Consider the following 26,384-nt stretch of genomic DNA (forward strand, 5'->3'; position numbering starts at 1 on the left):
GGCGCTTGCGGCGAATGAACGCTCAAGAGAATGGCCGAATAGGCCCAGAAACAGCTGTGTCGTGGTGGCGGTCACCACCTCACCGGCGACCGCGACCACGACAACATGGGCTGGAAACGAGCCCTTTTGTAGCTGGTGGCTTCCCGCAACGCCTGGAGCGGGAGGCCGGGCCGGCGACCCGTCCGTCGCCGACAACGAAAGACTTCCATGCGCGGCCGCTTCCCCGCGATGGTGCGGATCAAACATTTGCATGGATTTGATCAATGACTAAATGCAGTCATTCGGTGACTATTTGCTATGTCCGGACCGCAGCGTTAAGAACCGGCACTCTTAGTAAGGGAAAGTGTCGTCCCGCCGAGTCGGATCAAGATCCCAGAGCGAGAAATCGACCACTTTGTGTGACTCCTCGCCACCGGCCGGCGTCAGCCCGACCTCGTCGTAATCGCGCGAACCGATGCCGTGCAGGAAGCCGACCAGCTCGAACGCGGACACGACATCGTGGATCTCGTGCACCACGTCATCGTTGTTCGCGCTCTCGGCCAGCTGCTGCGCATACGCCACGAAGGCCTCGGGATCGGTCACCACGAAGTCGTAACGAGCCTGGTACGACAGCCGCATGCCGTGCTCGGGCACCAGCGGCAGGTCCGGCAGATCGTCGTCGAGATCACCGGCGGCGAACTCGCGATAGTCCTCCGGCTCCTCGAAGTCGTCCGGCGTCAGCGTCGGGTCGTCGAAGTCGCCCGGCTCGTAGGAGTCGATGCCGAGGAACAGGTCACCCCAGCCGCGCTCATGTACGGCGTCCGCGAGCACGCGGGCCTGCACCCGCACCTGCTCGATCGCGACCGTCGCGCGCAGATCATGCAGGTCCAGCGCGTCGGCCTGCTCGATCAGGATCCTCGCCAGTTCCCGGGCGGCAACGGCGGCCGATGCGGCCTCCCTCGGCTCACTCATACGACGACGCTACAACCTCACCCCACCGGCTCGCCGCACCCGGTCCGCCGTCGGCCCACCAGGTCTGTGCCGCGGCGCTCCGGACGCGGGTCGCGGTCAGTGCGCCAGCATCGGTACGTCGACCAACGCCTCGGGGATACCGAACGCCTCAACCAGCTCGAGGGCCTCGGGCCGGACCAGCGCCGCGAGCTCGTTCACCAGCGACGTGATGGCCTTCGAACGGGCTCCGGACAGGCGGCCGTGCTCGATGTACCAGGCTCGCTCGTTCTCGATGGTGACAAGCGCGTGCAGGTCGTACAGCAGCTTCAGGGTCTCCCGCACCGGGCCTTCGGGCGAGCGCTGCACGGCGGTGACGAACGCCTCCAGCACGATCCGCTCGACATGCGCCCGGCCGGCGGCGATGACGTGATCCTGGCACCGGTTGAACACCTCGAACGGCTCGATCCCATCGTCGATACCGCGCTTCAACCGACGGGCCACTCCGGCGAGCATGTGCTGTTCGCGGAACCGCAGCATGCCGTCGTGGTACGTGTCGTCGCGTAGACCCGCATCGCTGTCATTGTCGTCGGCCCGGTTCGGTACGGCGTCGCGCAGGCGCTCGATCAGCTGGCGCACGGCCGTCTTCTCCACCGCGATCTCGACCGCCTGGGCCGTCACGAACTTCGCAACTCCAAGCGGATCGAGCTTGCCGAAGGATTCGCGGTACCCCGTCAGCAGGCCCTTCGCGACCAGCTGCAGCAGGACCGTGTTGTCGCCCTCGAAGGTGGTGAACACATCCGTGTCGGCCTTCAACGTGGCGAACCGGTTCTCGGCCAGATAGCCGGCGCCACCGCAGGCCTCGCGGCAGGTCTGGATCGTCTCGGTCGCGTGCCACGTGCCGAGGGCCTTGAGCTCGGCGGCCTGGGCCTCCAGCGCGCGGCGATCGTGCTCGCTGACCGTGTCGGGTTCATCGGCGCCAAAGATCCGCACGAACTCGCCGACCAGCTCGGCCTGGGCGAAGTGCAGAGCGTACGTACGGGCGAGCAGCGGCAACAACCGGCGCTGGTGCATCCGGTAGTCCAGCAGCAAGGCCTCGTCGGCAGCACCCGGCGCACCGAACTGCCGCCGCTGCGAGCCATACCGAACGGCAAGCGTGAGGGCCACCTTGCTGGCGTTGATTCCCGCGCCACCAACGGAGACCCGGCCCTGGACCAACGTGCCGAGCATGGTGAAGAACCGGCGATCGGGATTCTCGATCTCGCTGTGGTAGTTGCCGTCGGCATCCACCTGGGCATACCGGTCGAGCAGCGCCTCCCGCGGTACGCGCACGTGGTCGAACGTGAGCCGCCCGTTGTCCACGCCGTTCAGGCCGAGCTTCTGGCCGCAGTCGCCGATCGTCACGCCGGGCATCGCATCGCCGTCCGCGTCGCGGATCGGGACCAGCAGGCAGTGCACACCATGGGTTTCGCCGCCGACGATCAGCTGCGCGAAGACCGCCGCCATCCGGCCGTGACGGGCCGCGTTGCCGATGTAGTCCTTGCGCGCGTGCACGTCCGGCGTGTGCACGATGAACTCGCCCGCCTCGGCGTCGTACGTCGCGGTGGTGCGCAGGGCCTGCACGTTCGAACCGTGGCCCGTCTCGGTCATCGCGAAGCAGCCGAGCAGGTGGGCGTTCAGCGCGTCGGGCAGGTACGCCTCGTGGTGGCGGGTGGTGCCGAGATGCAGGATGGCGCCGGCGAACAGGCCGAACTGCACGCCCGCCTTGATCAGCAGCGACAGATCGCCGTACGCGAGGGTCTCGAACCCGGCGATGAACCCGCCGAGATCACCCCCGCCGCCGAACTCCTTCGGAAAGCCCTGGGCCGTCTGCCCGTCGGCCGTCGCGGACCGCAGCACCTCCAGCACCCGGTCGCGGTACGCCTCGCGCGGTAACTCCAGCGCCTCGCTCAGCAGGGCGGCGTGTTCCGCCAGCCCCACTCGCGCCTGATCCCGCGCCGCCTTGTACGGCCCATCCAGATAGTCCCGCAGCCCCGAATCGCCCATGTGCCCAAACTAGCCGGTCCCCTCTCCCGCGAGTGGTCCCGTACAGCTATCGCGCCGCGCGGTTCCGCGTGCCCGGGCTCGGCTTCTCCCGCATCTGGTTGCCGGGCCGACCTTTGAAGCCGGGGGGCGACGCGCCAAATCTGACGGGTCTACCCCCGATTCCGACGGTCGACCCTCGGAATGAGGCACCGGGCTCGGGCCGGCCCGGCGAGCAGGCGGGTGCGGCCGAGGAGTGCAGGGGTGGCACCGCAGATGCGGAGGTAAGGTGGTGATTGTGCCGAATTTGCGGATCAGCGAGGCTGCTTCTCTGCTCGGAGTCAGCGATGACACCGTGCGGCGGTGGATCGATCAGGGCCGGTTGCCGTCGGTCACCGCGCAGGGGCGGATGGCGATCGAAGGCAAGGCGCTGGCCGCGTTCGCGCAGGAACTGGCCGACAATCCCGAGTCCGGCGCGAACAAGGCGAGCGCCCGGAACCGGCTGCGCGGCATCGTCACCCGCGTGGTCAAGGACGGCGTGATGGCCCAGGTCGAACTGCAGGCCGGGCCGTTCCGGGTGGTGTCGCTGATGAGCCGGGAGGCCGCCGACGAGCTCGGCCTGGAGCCGGGCAGCCTGGCAGTCGCGTCGATCAAGTCCACCCACGTCGTCGTCGAGATCCCGGAGGCCTGACGTGACCGCGATCACCCCGGCTCGGCAACCTGCCCGACGGCGTACGGGCGTGGGGCTGTTGACGGCGACAGTCGCGCTCGTGGCGACGGCCTGCGGGGGCGAGGTGAAGGCGAGCGGCGACGGCCTGTCCGGCACGGTGACGGTATTCGCGGCCGCCTCGTTGAGCGGGACGTTCACCCAGCTCGGTAAGGACTTCGAGGCGGCGCATCCCGGGGTGAAGGTCAGCTTCAACTTCGCGGGTAGTTCCGCCCTCGCAAAGCAGATCACCTCGGGTGCTCCGGCGGACGTTTTCGCCTCGGCCGCGCCGAAGAACCTGAGCCAGGTAACCGACGCGGTATCGCCCGTCACCTTCGCGCGTAACAAGCTGGAGATCGCCGTACCCAAAGGCAATCCGGCCAAGGTGACCGGCCTGGCCGACTTCGCGAAGCCGGGCAACAAGATCGCGTTGTGCGCCGAGCAGGTGCCGTGCGGCGCTGCCGCGGCCAAGGTCTTCGAATCGGCCGGAATCGAGGCCCAGCCCGACAGCCTGGAACAAGACGTGAAGGCCGCGCTGACCAAGGTCCGCCTGGGCGAGGTCGATGCCGCGCTGGTCTATCGCACGGATGTGAAGGCCGCCGCGGGCGAGGTTGAGGGCATCGCGTTCGCCGAGGCGGATCAGGCTGTCAACGACTACCCGATCGCCGCGCTTCGCGAAGCGCCCAACGCGACCGGCGCGAAGGCGTTTGTGGACCTGGTCCGATCGGATCGTGGCCGGCAGGTGCTGACTGCGGCCGGTTTCGAAGTCCCATGAAAGCCGACGCGGTACGACGCCGGACGGGCGGCCGATTGCCCTTGATCTTGGTCGTTCCGGCGTTGCTCGGACTGGCCTTTCTCGTCGTACCGCTGCTTGGTTTGTTGCTTGAGGCCCCTTGGTCGACATTACCGGAACGCCTGTTCAGCGTGGAGGTCGGACAGGCCCTGAGGTTATCGCTGCTGTGCGCGTCCGCGGCGACGCTGATCTGCCTGGTGCTCGGCGTACCGCTCGCCTGGGTGTTGGCGCGGGCGGATCTGCCCGGGCGTGGCGTCGTACGGGCCTTGGTGACGGTCCCGTTGGTATTGCCACCCGTGGTTGGCGGGGTGGCGTTGTTGCTGGTGCTCGGGCGGCGCGGGCTGATCGGTGAGCGGATCGACCTGTGGTTCGGGTATTCGTTGCCCTTCACAACGGCCGGGGTGATCGTCGCGGAGGCCTTTGTGGCCATGCCGTTCCTGGTGATCGCGGTGGAAGGCGCGTTGCGCGCGGCCGATCGCCGGTACGAGGAGGCTGCCGCGACGCTTGGGGCCTCGCGATGGCTGACGTTTCGCCGGGTGACCCTGCCGTCGATCGCGCCGGGTGTGGTCGCGGGCGCGGTACTGTGCTGGGCTCGCGCGCTCGGGGAGTTCGGGGCCACGATCACCTTCGCGGGCAATCTGCCCGGGCGTACGACGACGATGCCACTGGCCGTCTACCTGGCGCTGGAAACGGATCCGGACGTGGCGATCGTGCTCAGCGTCGTACTGCTCGCGGTTTCGGTGATCGTGCTGGCCTGCCTGCGCGAACGCTGGATCGGCGGGCTGCGATGACGCTCGACGCCAAACTGCGGATCACCCGGGGCTCCTTCGAACTCGACCTCGAGCTGGCCATCGCACCCGGCGAGGTGGTCGCGCTGTTGGGGCCGAACGGCGCCGGTAAGACCACTGCGGTCCGGGCGCTGGCGGGGTTGTTGCCGTTGTCCCGTGGTCGAATCCGGCTCGACGACGATGTGTGGGACGAACCACCCAAGATCTTCCGGCCCGCCGACAAACGCCCACTCGGGGTGGTTTTCCAGGACTACTTGTTGTTCAGCCACCTTTCCGCGTTGGAGAACGTCGCCTTCGGCCTGCGCGCCCGCGGTACCGACCGGACCACTGCCCGTGCGGAGGCCTCGCGCTGGCTCGACACGATGGGCCTCACGGAGTACGCGCGCCAGCGACCGCGCTCGCTTTCCGGCGGCCAGGCCCAGCGAGTGGCGTTGGCCCGGGCGCTCGCAACCAGGCCCGAGCTGCTCCTACTGGACGAGCCACTCGCGGCCCTCGACGCCGGGACCACCCTGCGCGTCCGGGCCGAACTCGGTCAGCACCTCGCGCGGTTCGAGGGCCGGACGTTACTGGTCACCCACGATCCGCTGGACGCGATGGTGCTGGCCGACCGGCTCGTCATCATCGAGAACGGCCGAGTGGTGCAGGACGGGCCGCCCGGGGAGATCGCCCGGCGACCGCGGACCGACTACGTGGCCCAGCTCGTCGGGCTCAACCTCTATCGCGGCAGTGCCGACGGAACCACGGTCGCCCTCGCGGACGGCGGCAGCCTCACGATCGCCGAACCGGCCCTCGGCCCGGTGCACGTCGCGTTTCCACCGACGGCGATCAGTCTGTACGCCGAACGGCCCTCGGGCAGTCCCCGAAACACCTGGCCGGTCACCGTCAGCACGGTCGAGCAGCACGCTCATACCGTCCGGGTCCGGCTCGACGGGCCACCCACGCTGCTCGCGGACGTGACCCCGGCCGCCGTGGCGGACCTCCGGCTGCAACCAGGCCAAGCTCTCTGGGCCACGCTCAAAGCGACGGAGATCCAGACGTATCCGAGCTGAGCGCCTCCACCACCTCGCGAGTCCGCTGCGTGCCGGGTTCGCGCCAGCGGACCACCCACTCGTACGGCGGAACGTCGTCGCGCAAAGGCTGAACCACCACGCCATCCGGGCAAGGCGTCGACAACAACCCGAGTGCGACGCATTCGCCCGCGCGGACCAACTCCAGCGCGGCGCCCGTACCGTCCGTACTCGCCGGATGCCGCCGCGGGTCGAAACCGGCTGCCTGGCACCGCGCGACCACCAGCGCGTTCCACTCCGGCGCAAAGTCGTCCCGCGGCAGGTAGTGCGACTCCCCGGCCAACTCCTTCAACCAAACCGCCTCGGCCGCGGCCAACCGATGCCCGACCGGTACGGCGACACCAAGCGGCTCGCGCTGTACGACGGCCTGGTCCAGGCCTTCCGAACGAGCCGCGGTGGATCCGCACAGGCCAAGGTCCAGCTCGCCCGCTAGTGTCCTGAGTCGGAAGTTCGTGCTTCAGCTCCGGTGTCCAGGTGCGTGCATCGCAAGGCGGAGAAGCGGTCGCGATGCTCTAGCATCGTGGCCGCTTCTCCAACGCCGCGAGGTGCGTGCCTGGGCGCCGGAGATGTGCACGAACTTCCGACTCAGGACACTAGGAGGCGACGGTCCTGCTCGGCGCTACCGCGACTGCTCACCTCCAGCCGCATCGCGGGGAACCGCTCGCGCAGCCGGGTCAATACCGCCTGCGGGGTGGCGAGGGCCGACTCCAGCACGTCGATGCGCAGCAGGTCGCTCCGTCCACCCGCTGCGGCCGCGTCCGCGATCCCCGCACGAATCGCCGCGAGGGCCTCCTGCGCGTGCGGAACGAACGCCGCGCCTTCGGCGGTCAAGGCCACGCCCCGCGACGTACGGTCGAACAGCGGAAAGCCGAGCTGGGCCTCCAGCCGGCGGATCTGGTTGCTCAGCGCGGGCTGGGACACGTACAACCGGCGGGCCGCAGCCGTGAAGTGCAGTTCTTCGGCCATCACCAGGAAGTACCGGACCAACCGCAGATCGACATCCATAACCAGATCCTGTGGCGCTAGCGGGAATGTGTCTTGGACGCCGGACCCACCTCGGCCCGACTGTGAACATCATGACCACACTCTCCGAAGAACTGCGCGGCAGCTGGGAATCCCAGCAATCCATTCACGCGCCTGACCGCGAGCTGCGCTTCCAGCTGATGCTGGACCACGTCGAGCAGCTCGCCGGACGTCCGGCCCGCGTCCTCGACCTCGCCTGCGGCCCTGGCTCGATCACCCGCCGGGTACTGCAGCGCTTCCCCTTCGCCGAGGTCGTTGCCATCGACATCGACCCGCTACTGCTCGACCTGGCCCGCACCGCCTTCGAAGGTGACCCCCGCGTGGACGTCCGCGAGATCCAGCTGTTCGATCCGCACTGGCACGAGAAGCTGCGCGACAAGGCCGGCGCAGTCGGACGCCAGGGCAGGCTTGAGGGCGGGCTCCGGGACGGGCTTCAGCGCGGGCTTCATGGCGGGCTTGCTGGCGGGCGCGGGGCCGGCTTCGACGCGGTACTGACGTCGACGGCGATGCACTGGCTGCCGCCCGAGGCGCTGGCCTGGGTCTACGCGGGCGCCGCCCGGCTGCTCCGCCCTGGCGGCGTATTCGCGAACGCCGACCACATGCCCCTGGCCGACCCGGTACTACGCCAAGCCGCCGACGACCTACACGCCCAGCGCCTGTGCGACGCTTTCACCCACGGCGCCGAATCCTGCGACGACTGGTACCACCGCGCCTACGCCCAGCCCGACTATGCCGGCCTCTGGGAAGAACGCCGGCGCAGGCTCTCCCACTGGATCGGCGACCTACTCCAACCAGCCGACTGGCACCTCGACCAGCTCCGCCGCGCCGGCTACGCCCACGCCGACATCATCTGGCGCCGCGCCAACGACGCCATCGCCCTCGCGGTGACCCCCATCTGAGCGTGGCGAGTGGGCGCCTACGATCGGATGGGGGTTCGACGACGGATGGGAAAGCTGATGGAGCCGAGCACCGAGTGGCGGGAAGTTGTCGGGAGCGATGAGGCGGCACGGCACGAACAGCAGGCCGCACAGTTCGTGGCGATGCAGAATCGGAAGAACGAGAAGTACGGGACCGGGCGCGCGTTGCATCGCAAACAGCTGACGGGTCTGCGGGCCACGTTCGAGGTGTTGCCGGAGCTGCCGGCCGAGGCGCGGCACGGGCTGTTCGGCGTACCGCAGAAGTACGACGCGTGGGTTCGGCTGTCGAACGGCGGGTTCAACTCGGCGCCGGACAAAGTGCCGGATATCCGGGGCTTTTCGATCAAGGTGCTCGGGGTGACCGGCCGGGGCGCGCTCGGTGGCACGGCGCCGTCGCAGGACTTCGCGCTGATCAATCACTCGAAGTTCAGTTCGCCAACCAGTGACGTCTTCACCAAGGTGGTCACCGCCGGCGCGAGCGGTCCGGGCGAGATCCTGCGACGCGTTGTCCGCGAACCACGGCTGGTGCCGAAGGTCGTGGCGGTCGCGGGTGCGTTGAAGGCGCCGTTCGACGGGTTCGCGACGCACGACTTCCACAGCGCGGCCCCGATCGCCTGCGGCCCGTACGCCGTTCGGGTCAGAGTCTTGAAGGCCTCCGATCAGCCCCGGCCCGAGGCGAACGAGGACTGGGCCGCCGACGTGTACGCGCGACTGCCGCTCAGCCACGAGGTCCAGCTCCAGTTCTTCACCGACGAGGCCAGCACGCCGATCGAGGACGCCTCCGTCGACTGGCCGACGCCGTACCTGACGGTTGCCCGGCTCAACATTCCGGCGCAGCAGCGGGACGACGCCTTCGACGCCGAGGTCGAGGCCGCCCGCTTCGATCCGTGGAACGCGCTGGTCGAGCACCGCCCGCTCGGAGAGGTCATGCGAGCCCGCAAGGTGGCCTACTTCGCGAGCCAGCAAAACCGCGCCGCCAAGTAATCGAAGGTTGCCCCCAAACCTGACCCACCGATAACCAATCGCCCGGAATCGCGGGAGTTGACCTGCGAGTTGGGGGGTTGACGTTCGAGATTTGACGAGTCGAGCCCCGATTTCGCCGGTCAACCCCGCGTCCCCAGGCGATCAGGGCGCGGAGGCGTCTGGGCCCGGCTCGCCGCGACGAGCTGGGTCCGGCTGCCGGGTTGTTGCGCGGATGCCGGGTTGTTGCGCGGATGCCGGGTTGTTGCGCGGATGCCGGGTTGTTGCGCGGATGCCGGGTTGTTGCAGGGCCGCTACCGAGTTGTTGGGCCACTACCCGGTTGCAGCCAGGTAGTCGTACGAAAACCCGGCAGCCGACCCGTCTCGATCGCCGCATCCCGCGTCCGACCGTGGCAAAGCCCGCACTCCACGTCCGACCACGGCAAAGCCCGCACTCCACGTCCGACCATGGGAGAGCCCGCATCCCGCAGCCGACCCGTCTCGATCGCCGCATTCCACGTCCGACCGTGGCAAAGCCCGCACTCCACGTCCGACCATGGGAAAGCCCGCACTCCACGTCCGACCATGGGAAAGCCCGCACTCCACGTCCGACCGTGGCGAAGCCCGCATCCCGCGTCCGACCACGGCGAAGCCCGCATTTCGCGTCCGACCGTGAGGGAAAGGGTGCGCGCGCCACCCGGCCAGACTCGGCGCGCAACGGACGGAACCACTCGGGCAAGGTGCGGGAACCACTCGGGCGAACGGCTATACCTCGCCCGTCCCGCTGATAGCCGGCCGCCTTGGTCGGTTCGGGTCGGGTCAAGGGCGCGCAGCGTCACCGCAGGTGATTCCAACCCTTGACGCGGCCCGAACCGACCTGACAATCGCGACCGCTCGGGGGACGGGCGCCCGCTGACCACCGCATGCAGAACCGCTCCGGCAGGTGATCGATTCGGGGCCCCAAGTGATCGTTTGATCACCATAAGCGACCGTTTGGTGACATCGGGCAACATGACGTACCCACCCGTAGGGTGTGAATTCCTCATATGGCAGTGGTGACGCCCGGCACTACAGCGACTCGTTGGAACGACACAAGATGTCCGCATCACCGACGAGCAAGGGGGTGCGGGAATGGCGCAGTACGAGCTCTACTGTCTGGCCGATCGGCGCTTCTACGACTCCCCGGTGAACCGTGGCGCCGAGCATCCCGACTTTCCCCAGAGCACGCTGCCGGTTCCGGCCGGCTGGGAGCATCACGCCGGCGAGGTGTGGATGAACTACGCCCCCGCCGGGCTGGAACTGCCGCCGCAGGGCTGGAAGATCCACGTCTCGTCGTGCCTGGCCGACGCCGAGCGCACGCTGGCCGTCGTCTGGGACTACTGCGTGCCGCGAGGTATCGCCTTCAAGTTCCTGCGCAACGAGCCGGTGATGGTGATGCTGAACTCGAAGTCGGCGGCGCGTGGTTCGAGCGGCAAGCTCGTCACGATCTACCCGGCTGACGAGGCCCAGCTCGAACTGGTGCTGAAGGAGCTCGACGACCTGCTCGACGGTATCGACGGCCCGTACATTCTCAGCGACCTGCGCTTCGGCAAGGGCCCGCTGTTCGTGCGGTACGGCGGTTTCGCCACCCGGTACTGCCTCAACGACACCGGCGAACGCGTGCTCGCGCTGGAAGACAGCGAAGGCCGGCTGGTTCCGGACGTGCGCGGCCCGATCTTCGCCGTACCGGCCTGGGTGTCGCTGCCCTCGTTCCTGGAACCACATCTCGAGGCCCGCAACTCCGTCACCACGAACGAACTGGCCTACGCGATCGAGAGCGTGATCCAGTTCTCGAACGGTGGCGGCGTCTACCTCGGCCATCACCTGGAGTCGAAGGAGCGGGTCGTTCTCAAGGAGGGCCGTCCGCTCGCCGGGCTGGACGTCGCCAGCCGGGATGCCGTGGCCCGGATCGCCCATGAGCGGGACATGCTCGAACGGCTGGCCGGCCTCGACGTCGTGCCGGCGCTGCACGACTACTTCACGCTCGGGGACCACCACTTCCTCGTGCAGGAATTCGTCGACGCGAATCCGCTTCAGCGTTTGATCGTCAATAAATATCCGCTGACCCGGCCGGACGTGACCGACGAAGAGCGCGCGGAGTACGTCGACTGGGCGCTCGGCATGATCGGCCAGGTCACCCGGGCCGTCGGGGCGTTGCACGAGCGTGGCGTGGTCTTCAACGACCTGCATCCGGACAACGTGCTGATCGGGCACGGCGATCGCATGGTGCTGATCGACTTCGAGGTCGCGACCCTGGTCACCGAGCGGGCCCGTTCGGTGCTCGCACATCCGGGCTACGCCGCGCCGGGCGATCGCCAGGGCGTGGACGTCGACCGATATGCGCTGGCCTGTCTGGTGCTCGGCATGTTCGCGCCGCAGACCACCATGCTGCTGCAGCTCAACCCGGCCAAGGCCCACCACCTGGCCGACCTGATCACTGAGGCGTTTCCGGTGCCCAGGGCAACAATCGACCAGGCCGTGCAGACCATCGCCGGGCACGTGCCGGCCGAGCCGATGCCGGAGCTGACCGACTGGCCCGTCGTCCGGACCGCGATCGCGAAGGCCATCGTGGCCAGTGCGACCCCCGAACGCGAGGACCGCTTGTTCCCCGGCGATATCGCCCAGTTCGAGCCGGGCGGCGGCATCAACCTCTCGTACGGCGCGGCCGGGGTGCTCTACGCGCTGGCCCGCACCGGGGCGGGGCAGTTCCCTGAGTACGAGGAGTGGCTCTGGCAGCGCACGCTGGCCTCGATCGAGGTCGGCCCGGGCCTGTACGACGGCCTGCACGGGGTGGCGTATGTGCTCGACCAGCTCGGGCATCGGGAGCGGGCCCTGGCGCTGGTCGGACATTGCCTTGAGCCACAAACCGAACTGGAGCTCGGGCTGCATTCCGGCCTGGCCGGTATCGGCCTCAACCTGCTGCACTTCGCCGGCGACACCGGCGAGGCGGCGGCACTGCGAGTGCTCGACCAGGTCGCGGATCGGCTTGGTGGACCGGACGACGTTCCCGAACTCAGCGGCGAGGGCAATCCGCGCGCCGGGCTGCTGTTCGGCTCGTCCGGCCCGGCCTTGCTCTTCATTCACGCCTACGAGCGGCTCGGCGACTCCGGCTTGCTCGATCTCGCCAAGATCGCACTGCAACAGGACCTTCGCCGCTGCACGACGGATGCCGCCGGCATGTTGCAGGTCAACCAGGGCTGGCGGTTGCTGCCTTATCTGGAAGAAGGTTCGGCCGGTATCAGCCTGGTCATCGACCAGTACCTGCGGCATCGGGCCGACGACGAACTGGCCGCCGCGCGGGACGCCCTGCGTAAGGTCACCCACAGCGAGTTCTTCGTGCAGCCCGGCCTGTTCATGGGCCGCGCCGGAATCTTGCTGGCGGCAACCGACCAGCAAGCGAAGGACCAACTCGTCCGCGGTCTCGGCTGGCACGCGATGCCGGCCGACGCGGGCCTCACATTCCCCGGTAACCAGCTCCTACGCCTGTCAATGGATCTGGCGACCGGTTCGGCCGGCGTCTTGCTGGCCATGGGCTCCGCGCTGCACCCGCAGCCGGTCGGCCTTCCGTACCTCGGATCACCCCAGCGATCCGAGCCCAAAAAGGAATCGAAGGAGGTGTAGACAATGGCACTTCTCGACCTGCAGGGCCTTCAGGCCCCGACCGGTGGTGGAGGCGGCGGTGGTGGTAGCACCCTGACCGTGCTTGGTTGTGCTTCGGGACGCCCGAGCAACCTGAGCCTCGTGCTCTGCCACTGATCCATCCGGATCCAGTGAGGTCCTGGGCGGGACACCTCATCCCCGCCCAGGACCGCTCCCACGTCCAGACCCCGGAGGCCGGCCGGTGAGGCGATCCGATGTCGTCGAGGTGCTGCACGGTCATGCCGTCGCGGACCCGTACCGATGGCTCGAAGATCCTCGCGATCCCGATACCGCCGCCTGGCAGGCCGACCAGGACGAACGCTGGCGCGCGTACGCCGCGAAACTGCCCGGGCGGTACTCGTTCCGGGCCAAGGTCGCCGCACGCACCCGCACCGGCATGGTCTCGCCGCCGGTCTGGCGCGGAGATCGGCACTTCTTCCTGCGCCGCCGCGCGGGCCAGGACCACCCGGTGCTGTACGTCGTACACGCGGGGGTCGAACGGGCGCTGGTCGATCCGATGCACCTGGATCCCAGCGGACAGACCACCTTGGACCACTGGACGCCTTCGCCGAACGGGTTGTTGCTGGCCTACCAGATCTCCTGCGGCGGCGACGAGCGATCCACCCTGCACATGCTCGACGTCACCAGCGGTGAACCGGCCGACGAGCCGATCGACGACTGCCGCTACTCCCCTGTCGCCTGGCTGCCGGACAGTCGCGCCTTCTACTTCGTGCGGGCCCGCCAGGTCCGGCTGCACCACCTCGGCGAGCGCGACGACTTGATCGTCTGTGCCACCGAGGCGTCGTACGGGCTGGAGATCAGTTCGGATGGCCGGTGGCTGACGATTTCGGCCGCCCTGGGTTCGCGCAACGACCTGTGGCTGGTGGATCTGGCCGAGCCGGGACATCACCTTCGCGCCGTACAGGTCGGCGTGGACGCGGTCAGCGCGATGACGGTCGGCCCGGACGGCCGGTTGTACGTCGCCACTACGCAGGACGCGCCGAGCGGGCGGGTTTGCGTCGGCAACCCGTTCCACCCTGAGCCGGAGCACTGGCAGGAGTTGATCGCGGAAGAGCCCGGCGCGCCGTTGACCGAATTGGCCGTGCTCGACGACGTACTACTGGTCGGGCGGAGCCGGCATGCGCTGAGCGAACTCGGCATACATGATCGGGAGACCGGCAAGCGTCTCGGCGAGGTGCCGTTGCCGGGGCTCGGCTCGGTCGGCGGGCTCACCACCCGGCCGTCGGGTGGGTGCGAGGCCTGGTTCAGCTATACCGACAGCGTCACGCCGGGTGCCGTCTACCGGTACGACGCTCGCTCGGGCGTGGTCGAGCTGTGGGACGGCACCCCCAGTCCGATCGAGGGGGTCGAGTCCCACCAGATCTCGTTCACCTCGAAGGACGGGACCACCGTCCGGATGGTGGTGCTGGCCAAGCCGGGAACCGAGCCGAGACCGACGATCCTCTACGGGTACGGCGGATTCGGGCTGTCGCTGACTCCGTCGTACTCGGCCTTCACCCTGGCCTGGGTGGAGGCCGGCGGGGTGTTCGTGACGGCCAACCTGCGTGGCGGGGGCGAAGAGGGCGAGCAGTGGCATCAGGCGGGCACTCGCGAGCACAAGCAGAACGTCATCGACGACTTCCTCGCGGCGGCCAAGACCCTGATCAACGAAGGCTGGACAACCTCGCGGCAGCTCGCGTTGTGCGGTGAGTCGAACGGTGGTCTGCTCGTCGGCGCGGCGATCACGCAACGGCCGGACCTGTTCGCGGCGGCGGTGTGCTCGGCGCCGGTACTCGACATGCTGCGCTACGAGCTGTCCGGCCTTGGGCCGTCGTGGGTCCCGGAATACGGCACCGCCGGCGATCCCGCGCAGTTCGCGCACCTGCTGGCCTACTCGCCGTACCACCGGGTTGCTGCGGGCACTGCCTATCCGGCCGTGCTGTTCACCGTGTTCGAAGGTGACACCCGGGTCGATCCGATGCATGCTCGGAAGATGTGCGCGGCGCTTCAGGAGGCCACCAGCAGCTCGCGGCCGATTCTGCTCCGGGCCGAGAGCGGAACCGGTCACGCCGGTGGCGCGGTCAGCCGCGGCGTCGGCTTGGCGGCGGACATGCTGGCGTTTCTCGGCGCCCATACCGGGCTGACCTGATGCCCGGGCACGGCCGCGGCTGGCTGCCGCTGATCGGACTCACCGCCCTGCTCGGCAGCGGGGTGGCACTGGCGCTGCCGTCCGTACTGGGCCGAACCGTCGACACGATCGTTGCCAAGGACAACATCGCCACCTGGCTGACGATCGCGGGCGGTCTGGTCCTGCTCGGTATCGCCTGCGACCTGGTGGACTCCTTCGCCACCACCGCAGCCGTCGCCGGTACGGCGGCCCGCCTGCGCCACCAGCTGGTACGACGCGTTCTGGCGGGTGGTCCCGACGGGGTGCGCGAGCACGACACCGGCGACCTGGTCAGCCGGGTCTCGGGCAGCGCCGTCGACGCCGCCCGCGCCGGTCCCGCCAAGGTGACGGCGTTCGCGGCGGCCATTCCGCCCGCGGGCAGTCTCGTGCTGCTGGCGCTGATCGATCCTTGGCTGGCGGCGGCCTTCTTCATCGGTGTTCTGCTGGTCATCGCGGTGCTGTGGCTGTTCGCGCGCCGGACGGCGGCGGTCAGCCTCGCCTACGCCGAGACCCAGGGCCGGATCGCCTCCGTACTGACCGAGGCCCTCGCGGGTATCCGGACGATCGCCGCCGCGGGCACGGCCTCGGCCGAGAAGCGCCGCGTCCTCTATTTACTGCCCGAGTTGCATCGCCAGGGCCTGGAAACGTGGCGCGTGCTGGCCCGGTCCGGCGCCCAGGCCGCCGTCGTCGGGCCGCTCGTGCTCGTGTCCGTGCTGGCCGTCGGTGGGCTGCAACTTGCCGCTGGGCGAATCACCCCGGGCGACCTGTTCGCCGCCGCGCAGTACGCCGTACTCGGCGCGGGCCTTGGCAGTCTGACCGGCGTACTCGGTGAGCTGGCCCGGGCCAAGGCGGGTTTGCGTCGCATTGATCTCGGTATCGAACCTGTTGCCCATGGCACGCTTTCACTGCCGCCGGGACCGGGCCGGCTGACGTTCGACAAGGTGGCGGCGGAGGGGCTGCGGATCGAGCTGGAGATCCAGGGCGGCTCGACCGTGGCGGTGGTTGGATCCGGTGGCGCGGGCAAATCCGTGTTCGCCGAGCTGGCCGCACGACTGCGTGATCCGAAGGAAGGACAGATCCTGCTGGACGGAATTCCCCTGCAGGCGTTGAGTTCCCAGGCTTTGCGCGCCGCCGTGGGCTGCGCTTTCGAGCGGCCTACGCTGGTTGGTGCGACGGTAGGTGAGGCGATCTCCTCGGGGTCCGTCAATCCGGTGCGGACTCTCGCCGCCACGCACGCGACCCGGGCCCACGACTTCATCAGCCGGCTGCCCGCCGGGTACGGAACTCCGTTGCTGGAAGCACCTATGTCTGGAGGTGAACGGCAACGACTCGGGCTGGCCCGGGCCTGGCGGGCCGAGCGCCTGCTGGTCCTGGACGACGCCACCTCGAGCCTCGACACCGCCACCGAACTCAAGATCAACCAGGCCCTTGCGAACGACCCGGCACGTCGTACCAAGCTGGTGGTGACGCATCGCGCCGCCACCGCCGCCCGGGCGGACCTGGTGCTGTGGTTGCACCGCGGCCGGGTGCGCGGATTCGCCCCGCACGAGCGGTTGTGGCAGGACCCGGCCTATCGAAAGGCCTTCCGGTGAACCGGGAACTGACCTTCGGACTCCGGGCGATGCGCCGCCGCCCGACCGCGGTACTCGCGGCCTGGTCGGTGCCCGAGGTGCTGCCCACGCTGTTCTTCGGCCTGGCCGTCGCCCACGCCACGGACGCCTTCCTCGCCGGCCGTACGACGCTCGGCCTCGCCTGGCTGGGCGGCCTGATCGCTGCCGCGGGCCTTGGGGCGATCGGCGCCAGCCAGGTTTACCGGCGACTCGGCGAGCTGGTCGAACCGTTCCGCGACACGCTGGTCCAGCGAGTGGTCGACGGCGCGCTTGCCAACGGCATTCGCGGCGCGCGGGACGACGGCGCGGTGGCCCGGCTCAACCGGCAGGTCGAGCTGGTCCGCGATACCTACGCCGGGCTGATTCTCGTGGTGCGGAACTTCCTGGTGACGGTCACTGGCGTCGTGACCGGTCTCCTGTCGCTCGCGCCGGTCATCGCGGTGTTCGTGCTGCCACCGTTCTTGCTCGGCTTCGGGTTGTCGCTGGCCATTCTCGGCCTCGCCGCCGGCCGGATCAGGGCCTCCATCCGGGCCGACGAGGACCTCGCGGTGACCGCGGGCATGACCTTCGCGGGCATTCGGGACGTGACGGCAGCCGGCGCCGGGGACTACGCCGCCGGTCTGGTCGGCCTGCCGATCGAGGCACACGCCCGGGCCGAACGGAACCTCGCCAAGGTCGCCGCCCTGCGCACGCTCTGCTTCGCCGTCGGCGGCTGGCTGCCCCTGCTCGTCCTACTGGGGGCGGCGCCCTGGCTGATCGATCGCGGCGTCAGCACGGGCACCCTGCTGGGCGGACTGACCTACGTACTGCTCGGACTGCAGCCGGCCCTCGGCACGATGCTGTCGGCCCTCGGCGACAGCGGCCTGCGGTACGTCGTAACGCTCGGCCGCATCCTCGACACCAGCGCCACCCCGTCCGCGGAAGAACCCGCGCACGAGCCGCCTCGCGGGCACGTCGTGCGCCTCAGCAAGGTGTCGTTCGCCTACGGCCCGGAGGCCGAACCGGTGCTGGACAAGCTCGACCTGGTCATTCCGGAAAACGACCACCTGGCCGTCGTCGGCCCGAGTGGCATCGGCAAATCCACCCTCGCCGCCCTGATCTGCGGGCTGCTGCCACCGACCGGCGGCCGGATCCAGCTCGGCGGCGTACCCGCCGTACAGGCCGGTCCAAAGACGCGCGTGCTGATCCCCCAGGAGGCGTACGTCTTCTCCGGCACGGTGCTCGACAACCTGACCTACCTGCACCGCTCCGCCACCCTGGCCGAGGTCGAGGCCGCCATCGAGGCTGTCGGCGCCACCGCCCTGGTACGACGCCTGGGCGGGCTCGCCGCGCGGGTCCGTCCCGGCCCGCTCTCCCCCGGCGAACGCCAGCTCATCGCGTTGACCAGGGCATACCTGTCACCGGCACCACTGGTCATTCTCGATGAGGCCACCTGTCACCTCGATCCAGAGGCCGAACGACAGGCTGAGGAGGCCTTCGCGGCGCGCCAGGGCAGCCTGGTGGTGATCGCCCACCGGGTCAGTTCCGCGCTCCGGGCCCGCCGGGTGCTCGTGCTGGACGGGCGTCACCCCGCTGTCGGTACGCACCAGGGCCTGCTGCGTGAGTCGCAGCTGTACCGCGAGCTGGTCGGGCACTGGCAGGACGGCGATCAGATCCAGCCCGCGTCCTGAGCCTTGCGGATCGCGTCGATCCGGCTGCGCGCGCCGGTCTTCGACAGGATCCGGGACAGGTAGTTGCGCACCGTGCCGGCGCTGAGACAGAGGGCCCGGGCGATCTCCGGCGCGGTGGCACCGGTCCGGACCATGCGCAGCACCTCGGCCTCGCGGTCGGTGAGCGGGTTGTCACCGGCTCGCAGCGCGGCCATCGCCAGCTCGATATCGAGCACCGGCTTGCCCGTCGCCACCTGCCGAACGGCCTCGACCAGGTCGTCCGGCGTCGCGTCCGTCGCCAGCAGACCCACTCTGGGCGCTTGCCGGAGCAGAGCCAGGGCCAGCGGGCTCGACGCCTCATCGCGCTCGAGCAGAATCAGTACCCCCGGGCCGGCCAATCGCCGGCACAGCTCCTCGATGCCGATGTCACCCGGCAGCAGCGGATCGAGAATCACCACATGTGGACCGCGGTTGCTGGTCAGCACGTCATCGGCGCGCTCGAGCTCCGCCACCACGGTCAGGTCCGTCTCTCTGGAGAGCACCGCGGCCAGTGCGCCTCGCACCAGATTGCCTCGGTGCCCGATCGCTACCCGGATCACCCCGCCCCCGCCCCCCTGGCGACTCAAGTCACCTGATTTCGAGACCGCCAGTTACTCATAGTACCGGACCTATCTCAAATCAGTCACCGTCAGTGTGATCTTGTGTTAACGATCGTCACCGCTCCGTAACCGCCAACCGGGCCGCCCTCCGGTCGGTCGAGCCCGGTACCCATTCCGAGCGACGCCACACTCGGAGCCGGATCACAACGTTGCGGAGTGCAGCCCCGACCGTGCCGGCCCGATCGCAGACCGTGAAACGTTCCTTCACAGCGCACTGGAAATCGATCACTTTGCGTTCCTTGACTGGAATTTGGTGCGATCAAGATCACGCACGACTTGTTTTCAGGCGATTCGTCGCGCACGATGTGTCGGTCGCGTCGTTACCGTTACGTGATCACCGGGAGTTCGTTCCGGTGCAATTTCCCCTGTGGTTCGGAAGGGAGTGGTACCTCACCAGAATGCGTAGCCCGGTACGGCCGGTTCCGTTGGGGAAACCGCCGACGATCCGAGCCCCACGCACCCAGGTGACGACCACCTTCGTCCCGTCTCCGCCGCATTTTCGCGCGGATTTCGCGGGATCTCGGGAAAGTGCGCACAAGGCTGTATCGGCCGGGCTGGAAGACGTCTGCCTAAACCAGCTCGTGAGGAGCAGAAACACCATGTCCAAAGCACGTCATGCCCGGCCCCGGCGTACCCGCCGAGTGGTGCGGACCCTGTCCATCGCCGGCCTTGGCGCCGGTCTCACCGCCACCGGAGCCGGAGCCGCCTTCGCGGCCGACTACACCGTGAAGCCGGGTGACACCCTGTCGGAGATCGCCGCCCAGCAGGGGCTCGACTGGCAGGAACTGGCCCGGGTCAACAAGCTCGCCGACCCGGACCTGATTCTGATCGGCCAGCAGCTCACCCTGGACGGCAGCAAGCGTGCCTCGACGCCGGTTCGGCCGAGCACGAAGAAGTCCGAGCGGATCGTCAAGAAGCGCTCGACGGAGCGCACCTCCACGAAGCAGCGTGCCGAGCGCAAGCGCACGACCGAGCGCACGAGCCGGTCGCGGGACCGCTCGGAGAACCGTTCGGACAACACCGGCGGCAGCGCCGAGATGACCGCCGCTTGGCGCAAGGTCGCCAACTGCGAGTCCAGCATGAACCCCCGCGCGGTCAACCCCGCCGGTTACTACGGTCTTTTCCAGTTCGACAAGCAGACCTGGCGCAGTGTGGGTGGCTCCGGCAACCCCGCGCACGCCTCGGCTGCCGAGCAGTACATGCGAGCCAAGAAGCTGTACGCGCAGCGCGGCAGCCAGCCTTGGCCCGTCTGCGGCCGCTTCCTGCGGTAGTCGCACCCGGTCCTCGGACCAGCAAAACCCCTCAGCCCACGAGCCCCGGCCCCCAATGCCGGGGCTCGTGGACGTTTCGGCCCCTAGTGTCCTGAGTCGGACGCTAGAGCTTGCTGATCACGAGCATCTTGTTGGCGTCACGCTGGAACTCGTAGGGCACTTGGCGGACCTCGGTCGGCAGCGCAAGCCGTTCCAGCAGCTCCGGCAGGAAGGCCACGGGTTCACCCGCGCCCTGGTGAACCAGCGGGAAGACCCGGACCTCGCCATCGCAGACGCGGACCATCTCGCGCAGCGCGCGCAGATGCCAGTCGAGACCGAACACGTCGGCCCAGGTGAAGAGCAGGTGTGAGCAAAGAACCAGCTCGAACCGCCCGTCCGGGAAAGGCAGTTCCGGCAGACTCGCGGCCACGTACCGCTCGGGTGCGAGCTCACGGTCGGCCAGGAAGGCCTTGGCCGCTTCGGCGCGGATGTCGTCTCGCGCCGCAGGTGATCCGTACCAGTCCCAGACGAAGTGGTCCGCGTTCTGGCCGACGATCGACCCGCCCGCGGTGGTACCGCGTCGTACTGCCTCGGCCAGCTCGGCAACGGGCAGTCCGTACGCCGGATCGGCCGCGACGGCGTCAACGCCACGACGCGCGGCCTCGGCGGTGAAACCGGAACCACCCGCGCAGCAGTCGAGCACGGAGGCGGGCAACGCGGTCAGGCCGAACATCGCCTCGTACTCGGCGAACGACCGCGAGGTGACCAGCATCAGCGGCGAAGGCGCCGGTCGAGCATCGTGCTGGCGGCCGCGAGGCCCAGGAACAACAGGGCCACCAGCAGGCAGTTCAGCAAGACCGTGGCCATGCCGTGCTCGTCCACATCAACGAACGGGTACGGATAGAAGCCGGTGAACGAGCCCCGGATCAAGGTGAACACCAGCCACAGCACCGGGAACACGATCGACCAGGCGACAACACGATCACCGGTCTGCCCGCGCGGCCCGAAGACCAGCCAGCCGATCAGACCGAGCAGCGGCGTGATCGTGTGCAGGATCAGGTTCGCCACGGCGCCGGCACCGGACAGGTCGTCGAGACCGGCCAGCACCAGGTGGTAGACGATGCCCGTGACCGCCATGCAGAGCACACCGTTCAGCCGTAACGTGCGGAACAGTACCGAGGTCCGTTCCGGCCGGATCGCCAGCAGCAAGGTAGTGGCCCCGAGCAACAGATTCGACTGGACCGTGAAGTAGGCAAAGATGTTCAGCACCCGCTCCGGATTGTCCGGGTAGAAGCCGGTACCGGCCGAGCGCGCGGTGGCGAACACCTGCACCACGATGCCGATGGCAACTACTAGGGCGGTCCCGGCGAACCAGGACCGCCCGACCTGCTGCTTGGTGGCCATGGGGCCAATCTACGACCTGGACACCGCCGCCGCCCGCGACTCGCGGTCGCTTTCGTCCGGCCCCTTGTCGCCGCCGTAGCTGAACGAGACGAAGCCGTCGATGACCAGCACGATCGTCCACGTCCAAGCCGGTCCGAGCAGCGCGTCCGCCGTGTCCAGACCGCCCGACAGCAGACCGCCACCCAGCATCAGGGCGCTACCGATCGACCAGGCGAGCAGGTGCCGGTACCAGCCCTGGCGCTCGCGGCGGGCCCGCTCCGGACCGCGCTTCGGCGGCTTCACCGGGCGCGGTCCGCTCGCGAACCGGTACGCCGCCCAGCGGTCCGCCCACTTGATCGACTGGTGCCCGAAGGCGACGCTGACGCCGATGAAGATCGCGGCCAGCGAGTGCTTGAACGACGGCTCACCGCCGCGCTGCAGATCGATCACGCTGGCGACCAGCATCACCACGTCCACCAGCGGCACCCCGGCCAGCAGCACCAGGCCGAGCCGCGGCATCCGCAGCGCGTAACGCACCGCCAGCCCGGTGGCCAGCAGCACCCAGAAGCCGACTTCACAGGCGGCGATGATGGCGAGCAACACGGCGATCTCCGTTCGTGCGGATATTTAGTACGACTGTGTTGTGACCAACGATAACACGACTGTGCTAAAAAGGGCATATGCCGAAGATCGTGGACCACGACGCCCGCCGCGAGGAGATCGCGCAAGCCCTCTGGCGCATCATCCGGCGCGACGGCATTCCGGCCGTCTCGGTCCGGACCGTCGCCGCCGAGGCGGGCAGTTCGCCGGGTGCCGTGCGCTACTACTTTCCCGATCAGGCCGGGCTGCTCAGCTTCGCGATGGAACTGGTCTCCCGCCGGGTCACCGAACGCGTGCAGGCGCTCCAGCCATCCGGTCCACCGAGCACCCTGGCGATGCGCTATCTGGAAGAGGTCCTGCCGCTCGACGATGACCGGATCGCCGAATTCGACATCTGGCTCGCCTTCCTCGCCCAGGCCGGCGCCGACAACGAGGCCAGCACCTTGCTGCGCGAGCACGTCGTTACGGTGCACGAGGGACTCCGCGGTCTGTGCGCGTTGGTCCTGGAGGGACTGGCCGAGGCCGGCGCGCTGCGAGCGGACCTCGATCTCAGCCTGGAAACCGACCGCCTGCACGCGTTGATCGACGGCCTCGCCCTGCACGCGGCCACCCAGCACCAGCGCGCCACCCCGGCCCGGGTTCGCGCGATCCTGCAGCGACATCTCGACGACCTCGGCGCGGCCTGACGTTGCTCTCGTCGTACGCGCCGGTGACCTGGTGACGACTCGGCTACTTGTGGGTAGTTTGGGCAGATGACGGCGACAGTACGGCGGACATCCTGCAACCTGTGCGAGGCCATCTGCGGAGTGCTGGTCACGGTCGAGCACGGCCGGGTCACCGACATCCGCGGCGACGAGGCGGATCCGTTGTCCCGCGGGCACATCTGCCCGAAGGCCGTCGCGCTGCGCGACCTCCAGGACGACCCCGATCGCCTGCAGCGCCCAGTACGACGTACGGCCGACGGGTGGCAGGAGATCTCCTGGCAGGCTGCGTACGACCTGGTGGCGCGGCGGTTGGCCGCGATCCAGTCCGAGCACGGCAAGAACGCGGTCGGCGTCTATCTGGGGAATCCGAACGTGCACAGCCTCGGCGCGCTGACGCATATGCCGCCGCTGGTTCGGCTACTGCGCACGCGCAACCGCTTCAGCGCCACCTCGGTCGATCAGCTCCCGCACATGCTGGCGTCCCACCTGCTCTACGGGCACCAGCTGATGATTCCGGTGCCGGACATCGACCGTACGTCGTACCTGCTGATGCTCGGCGCGAATCCGCTCGCGTCCAACGGCAGCATCATGACCGCGCCCGGTTTCGCCAAGCGGCTGAAGGAGGTCCGCGCCCGCGGCGGCCGGGTGGTCGTGATCGATCCACGCCGGACCGAGACCGCCGCCGTCGCCGACGAACACCACTTCATCCGCCCCGGGACCGACGCCGCGTTCCTGCTCGCGCTGGTCCACCAGGTGCTGGCCGACGAAGCCGAGGACCTCGCGCCGTACGTCGATGGGCTGACGGAACTCCGCGCGGCCCTGGCCGGGTGGACCCCGGAACGAGCGGCCCCCGTGACCGGTATCGACGCGGAGGTGATCCGCCGGATCGCCCGGGAGTTCGCTGCCGCGGATCGGGCCGCTTGTTACGGACGGCTTGGTGTTTCGGCCCAGCGGTTCGGCGCGGTCTGCCAGTGGGCGGTCCAGTTGCTCAACATCGTGACGGGCAATCTCGACCGGCCCGGCGGCACGCTGGTCCCCCGGCCTGCGGTCGACATCCTGCGCGGGATGAGCCGCGGCCACGCGGGCGTGTGGAAGAGCCGGGTGCGCGGACTGCCCGAGTTCGGTGGCGAACTACCCGCCGCGAGCATGGCTGAGGAGATCCTCGAGCCCGGTGACGGCCAAATCCGCGCGATGGTGACGATCGCGGGTAATCCCGTGCTCTCGACGCCGAACGGCCGCCGCCTCGACGAGGCGCTGGGCACGCTCGACTTCATGGTCGCGATCGACCCGTACATCAACGAGACGACCCGGCATGCCGACGTGATCCTGCCGCCGACGCCACCACTCGAGCGTGACCACTACGACCTGGTGTTCCACCAGCTCGCCGTCCGGAACACCGCTCGCTGGAACGACGCCGTACTGCCCCGGCCGGCCGATGCCCGCCACGACTGGGAGATCTTCCGTGGGCTGGGTTTCGCCTATACGAAGGCGACGTTCCGACCTTCTCGGGCTTCTCGGCTGCGGAAGGCGTTGCCGTCGCTGGTGACGTTGCGGTTGAAGCCGAAGCAGATCGTGGCGGCGGGCTTGCGCACCGGCCCGTACAGCCTGAGCCTGCGCAAGGTGCGGAAGTCCGCTGGCGGTATCGACCTGGGCCCGCTCCAGCCGTCGTTCCCCGAGCGCCTCAAGACCCGGGACAAGCGGATCAACCTGGCGCCTTCGTTGCTGCTGGACGATCTCGCGCGGGCGCAGGAGGCCTTGGTGGACCGCGATCGCGAGGGTGCCGGGTTGTTGCTGATCGGACGGAGACACCTGCGCAGCAACAACTCCTGGATGCATAACTCGAGCCGGTTGGTGAAGGGCAAGCCCCGGCATCAGCTGCTGATGAACCCGGCCGATCTGAGCCGCCGCGACCTGGCCGACGGGCAGCGCGTGCGGATCACCTCGGCCGCGGGCACGGTCGACGTCGAGGTTTCGGCGACCGAGGACATGATGCCGGGCGTGGTGAGCCTGCCGCACGGCTTCGGCCACAGCAAGGAAGGCACCCGGCTGTCGGTCGCGAACCAGGTTCTCGGCGTCAGCGCCAACGACCTCACCGACCCGGCCCTGCTCGACGACGTAGCCGGCACCGCCGCCCTCAACGGCGTCCCCGTCACCGTCACCGCCTGCCCCTAACCGCCGCCGGATTCCCGTTCATCGGACCCTTCTGACCCGGCGTGTCGCCGTTCATCGGACGCTTGTGACCGGGCGTGTCGGCATTCATCGGACGCTTCAGACCACACTGAGAGCCCCGCGGCAGGGGGCATTCGTTGGTCACGAGAGTCCGACGAACCGCGACACGCCTGGTCACAAGGGTCCGATGAACCGCGACACGCCCGGTCACAAGCGTCCGATGAACGGCGACACGCCGGGTCAGATGGGTTCGATGAATGAGGGGAGGGCTAGGCGGGTGGGGGGCCGGAGGAGCCGCGGATTTGTAGTTTGGGGGTGGAGTTGAGGTGGGCGGCGGGTTCGGCGCCGTCGAGCAGCTCGAAGAGGTGGTGGGCCACGCGGCCGCCGTACTCGACGACGTCGTGGCTCATCGCGGACAGCGTGGGATGGGTGATGCGGCACAGGGTCGAGTCGTCCCAGGCGATGATCGTGACGTCGTCCGGTACGGCCAGGCCGAGTTCGTGGATCACGCCCAGCCCTGCGACGGCCATCAGGTCGTTGTCGTAGATGACCGCGGTCGGGCGATCCGGTCCGGACGTCATCAACTGCCGGGTCACGCTCGCGCCCTCGTCGCCGGAGAAGTCCGTGTGCACGACCGTGCCGGTGAGACCGAGCCGGTCCGCCGCCGCGGCGAAGGCCTGACCGCGCATCCAGACGTGCCCGTGCTCGGGCGGTCCGGCGACGCGGGCGATTCGCTGGTGACCGAGCTCCGCGATGTGCTCGACGGCCTCGGTCATCGCCGTCGTACTGTCGGTCCAGACGCAGGTCAGACCGCCCGCCAGGCTCTTGTCACCGACCACCAGCGCGGGCAGTTCCAGCTTCTGCAGCAGCGGGACGCGGGGATCGTCCACCCGCAGGTCGACCACGATCACCGCGTCCACCCGGCGCTCGGCCGACCACTTGCGATACGCCGCCATCTCGGTTTCGAGATCCGGCACCACCTGGATCGTCAGCGCGTAGCCCTTTGTGCTCAGCACGGACTCGACACCGCCGATGAAGCCCATGTAGAACGGCTCCTCGCTCAGCGTCTTCGCCGTTCGGGCCAGCACCAGGCCGAAGGTCTCACTGCGCGCGGCCGAGAGCATCCGGGCGGCGCGGTTCGGCACCCACTCGAGCTCCTCGGCCACCTTCAGCACCCGGGCCCGGGTGGCGTCGGAAACACCCGGCTGGCCGTTCAGCGCGTAGGAGACGGCACCCTTCGAGACACCCGCACGACGGGCGATCTCCTTGATGGTCACTCGGGGCACAACGACTCCTCCGGATTGTGGTCATC

Annotated in this window: 23 protein-coding genes; 14 read left to right on the plus strand and 9 right to left on the minus strand. The window is 68.9% G+C overall.

Translation table 11 applies throughout. From position 1 onward, the window contains the following. Window positions 1-330 precede the first annotated feature (330 nt). Window positions 331-951, minus strand: coding sequence for a hypothetical protein (locus ACFFGN_RS23175; protein ID WP_380051200.1), 621 nt, complete (start codon window positions 949-951; stop codon window positions 331-333). Between the two features lie 96 nt (window positions 952-1,047). Beyond that, a complete protein-coding gene (locus tag ACFFGN_RS23180) occupies window positions 1,048-2,973 on the minus strand; it encodes an acyl-CoA dehydrogenase family protein (protein ID WP_380051202.1) in 1,926 nt (641 codons plus the stop codon). Window positions 2,974-3,247: 274 nt separating this feature from the next. Between ACFFGN_RS23180 and ACFFGN_RS23185 the strand changes: the two genes are divergently transcribed. From ACFFGN_RS23185 to ACFFGN_RS23200, 4 genes are read left to right on the plus strand one after another with little or no spacing between them, the layout of a single operon-like run. Then, window positions 3,248-3,640 carry a TOBE domain-containing protein gene (locus ACFFGN_RS23185; RefSeq protein ID WP_380051204.1) on the plus strand — a complete coding sequence of 131 codons (393 nt, stop codon included), beginning with the start codon at window positions 3,248-3,250 and terminating at the stop codon, window positions 3,638-3,640. A 49-nt stretch (window positions 3,641-3,689) separates the two neighbouring features. After that, the gene (modA, locus tag ACFFGN_RS23190) at window positions 3,690-4,430 is read left to right on the plus strand and encodes a molybdate ABC transporter substrate-binding protein (protein WP_380051206.1); all 741 of its coding nucleotides are present in this window, start codon (window positions 3,690-3,692) and stop codon (window positions 4,428-4,430) included. Further along, window positions 4,427-5,239 carry a molybdate ABC transporter permease subunit gene (modB, locus tag ACFFGN_RS23195; RefSeq protein WP_380051208.1) on the plus strand — a complete coding sequence of 271 codons (813 nt, stop codon included), beginning with the start codon at window positions 4,427-4,429 and terminating at the stop codon, window positions 5,237-5,239. Before modA ends, modB begins: the two co-directional genes overlap by 4 nt. After that, window positions 5,236-6,285, plus strand: coding sequence for an ABC transporter ATP-binding protein (locus ACFFGN_RS23200; RefSeq protein ID WP_380051210.1), 1,050 nt, complete (start codon window positions 5,236-5,238; stop codon window positions 6,283-6,285). The genes modB and ACFFGN_RS23200 overlap by 4 nt, the downstream gene beginning before the upstream one ends. Here ACFFGN_RS23200 and ACFFGN_RS23205 read toward each other — a convergent pair. After that, the gene (locus ACFFGN_RS23205) at window positions 6,251-6,724 is read right to left on the minus strand and encodes a LysR substrate-binding domain-containing protein (protein ID WP_380051687.1); all 474 of its coding nucleotides are present in this window, start codon (window positions 6,722-6,724) and stop codon (window positions 6,251-6,253) included. The genes ACFFGN_RS23200 and ACFFGN_RS23205 overlap by 35 nt on opposite strands. A 164-nt stretch (window positions 6,725-6,888) precedes the next feature. After that, a complete protein-coding gene (locus ACFFGN_RS23210) occupies window positions 6,889-7,308 on the minus strand; it encodes a LysR family transcriptional regulator (protein WP_380051212.1) in 420 nt (139 codons plus the stop codon). A gap of 71 nt (window positions 7,309-7,379) precedes the next feature. Between ACFFGN_RS23210 and ACFFGN_RS23215 the strand changes: the two genes are divergently transcribed. The 7 genes from ACFFGN_RS23215 (at window position 7,380) to ACFFGN_RS23245 (ending at window position 18,328) form a co-directional block, all read left to right on the plus strand. After that, on the plus strand, window positions 7,380-8,225 hold the full coding sequence (locus ACFFGN_RS23215) for a class I SAM-dependent methyltransferase (RefSeq protein ID WP_380051214.1): 846 nt from the start codon (window positions 7,380-7,382) through the stop codon (window positions 8,223-8,225). A gap of 141 nt (window positions 8,226-8,366) precedes the next feature. Further along, window positions 8,367-9,227: a catalase family protein gene (locus ACFFGN_RS23220; RefSeq protein WP_380051216.1), complete on the plus strand. Its 861-nt coding sequence runs from the start codon at window positions 8,367-8,369 to the stop codon at window positions 9,225-9,227. Between the two features lie 1,107 nt (window positions 9,228-10,334). Further along, on the plus strand, window positions 10,335-12,863 hold the full coding sequence (gene lanKC, locus ACFFGN_RS23225) for a class III lanthionine synthetase LanKC (RefSeq protein WP_380051218.1): 2,529 nt from the start codon (window positions 10,335-10,337) through the stop codon (window positions 12,861-12,863). 3 nt (window positions 12,864-12,866) lie between these two features. Further along, entirely contained in the window at window positions 12,867-12,998 is a 132-nt protein-coding gene (locus ACFFGN_RS23230) for a SapB/AmfS family lanthipeptide (protein WP_380051220.1), read from the plus strand. A gap of 85 nt (window positions 12,999-13,083) precedes the next feature. Then, window positions 13,084-15,030, plus strand: coding sequence for a prolyl oligopeptidase family serine peptidase (locus ACFFGN_RS23235; RefSeq protein ID WP_380051222.1), 1,947 nt, complete (start codon window positions 13,084-13,086; stop codon window positions 15,028-15,030). Further along, window positions 15,030-16,640 (plus strand): ABC transporter ATP-binding protein, encoded by a 1,611-nt coding sequence (locus ACFFGN_RS23240; RefSeq protein ID WP_380051224.1) that lies wholly within the window; start codon window positions 15,030-15,032, stop codon window positions 16,638-16,640. The genes ACFFGN_RS23235 and ACFFGN_RS23240 overlap by 1 nt, the downstream gene beginning before the upstream one ends. Continuing rightward, window positions 16,637-18,328 carry an ATP-binding cassette domain-containing protein gene (locus ACFFGN_RS23245; RefSeq protein WP_380051226.1) on the plus strand — a complete coding sequence of 564 codons (1,692 nt, stop codon included), beginning with the start codon at window positions 16,637-16,639 and terminating at the stop codon, window positions 18,326-18,328. Before ACFFGN_RS23240 ends, ACFFGN_RS23245 begins: the two co-directional genes overlap by 4 nt. On the opposite strand, the gene ACFFGN_RS23250 is transcribed toward ACFFGN_RS23245, so the two are convergent. Next, window positions 18,307-18,870, minus strand: a complete 564-nt coding sequence (locus tag ACFFGN_RS23250; protein WP_380051228.1) for a response regulator transcription factor — start codon at window positions 18,868-18,870, stop codon at window positions 18,307-18,309. The two genes, ACFFGN_RS23245 and ACFFGN_RS23250, sit on opposite strands and share 22 nt — an antisense overlap. Before the next feature lie 695 nt (window positions 18,871-19,565). Between ACFFGN_RS23250 and ACFFGN_RS23255 the strand changes: the two genes are divergently transcribed. After that, window positions 19,566-20,237: a transglycosylase family protein gene (locus tag ACFFGN_RS23255; RefSeq protein ID WP_380051230.1), complete on the plus strand. Its 672-nt coding sequence runs from the start codon at window positions 19,566-19,568 to the stop codon at window positions 20,235-20,237. Between the two features lie 103 nt (window positions 20,238-20,340). Here the strand turns inward: ACFFGN_RS23255 and ACFFGN_RS23260 are convergent, their stop codons facing one another. Genes ACFFGN_RS23260 through ACFFGN_RS23270 form a run of 3 tightly spaced genes read right to left on the minus strand, consistent with a single transcriptional unit; the run spans window position 20,341 to window position 22,202 of the window. Further along, the gene (locus ACFFGN_RS23260; RefSeq protein WP_380051232.1) at window positions 20,341-20,988 is read right to left on the minus strand and encodes a class I SAM-dependent methyltransferase; all 648 of its coding nucleotides are present in this window, start codon (window positions 20,986-20,988) and stop codon (window positions 20,341-20,343) included. Continuing rightward, entirely contained in the window at window positions 20,988-21,620 is a 633-nt protein-coding gene (locus ACFFGN_RS23265) for a Pr6Pr family membrane protein (RefSeq protein WP_380051234.1), read from the minus strand. The genes ACFFGN_RS23260 and ACFFGN_RS23265 overlap by 1 nt, the downstream gene beginning before the upstream one ends. 9 nt (window positions 21,621-21,629) lie before the next feature. Then, complete coding sequence (locus ACFFGN_RS23270; RefSeq protein ID WP_380051236.1) at window positions 21,630-22,202, minus strand: hypothetical protein; 573 nt, start codon at window positions 22,200-22,202, stop codon at window positions 21,630-21,632. A 77-nt stretch (window positions 22,203-22,279) separates the two neighbouring features. On the opposite strand from ACFFGN_RS23270, the gene ACFFGN_RS23275 reads away from it, so the two are divergent. Together ACFFGN_RS23275 and ACFFGN_RS23280 are read left to right on the plus strand one after the other, a co-directional pair. After that, window positions 22,280-22,885, plus strand: coding sequence for a TetR/AcrR family transcriptional regulator (locus ACFFGN_RS23275; protein ID WP_380051238.1), 606 nt, complete (start codon window positions 22,280-22,282; stop codon window positions 22,883-22,885). A 66-nt stretch (window positions 22,886-22,951) separates the two neighbouring features. Then, window positions 22,952-25,075, plus strand: a complete 2,124-nt coding sequence (locus tag ACFFGN_RS23280) for a molybdopterin-dependent oxidoreductase (RefSeq protein ID WP_380051240.1) — start codon at window positions 22,952-22,954, stop codon at window positions 25,073-25,075. Between the two features lie 266 nt (window positions 25,076-25,341). On the opposite strand, the gene ACFFGN_RS23285 is transcribed toward ACFFGN_RS23280, so the two are convergent. Beyond that, a complete protein-coding gene (locus ACFFGN_RS23285) occupies window positions 25,342-26,358 on the minus strand; it encodes a LacI family DNA-binding transcriptional regulator (protein WP_380051242.1) in 1,017 nt (338 codons plus the stop codon). Window positions 26,359-26,384: the final 26 nt, after the last annotated feature.

The sequence above is a fragment of the Kribbella deserti genome, from assembly GCF_042434725.1.
Taxonomy (GTDB): domain Bacteria; phylum Actinomycetota; class Actinomycetes; order Propionibacteriales; family Kribbellaceae; genus Kribbella; species Kribbella deserti.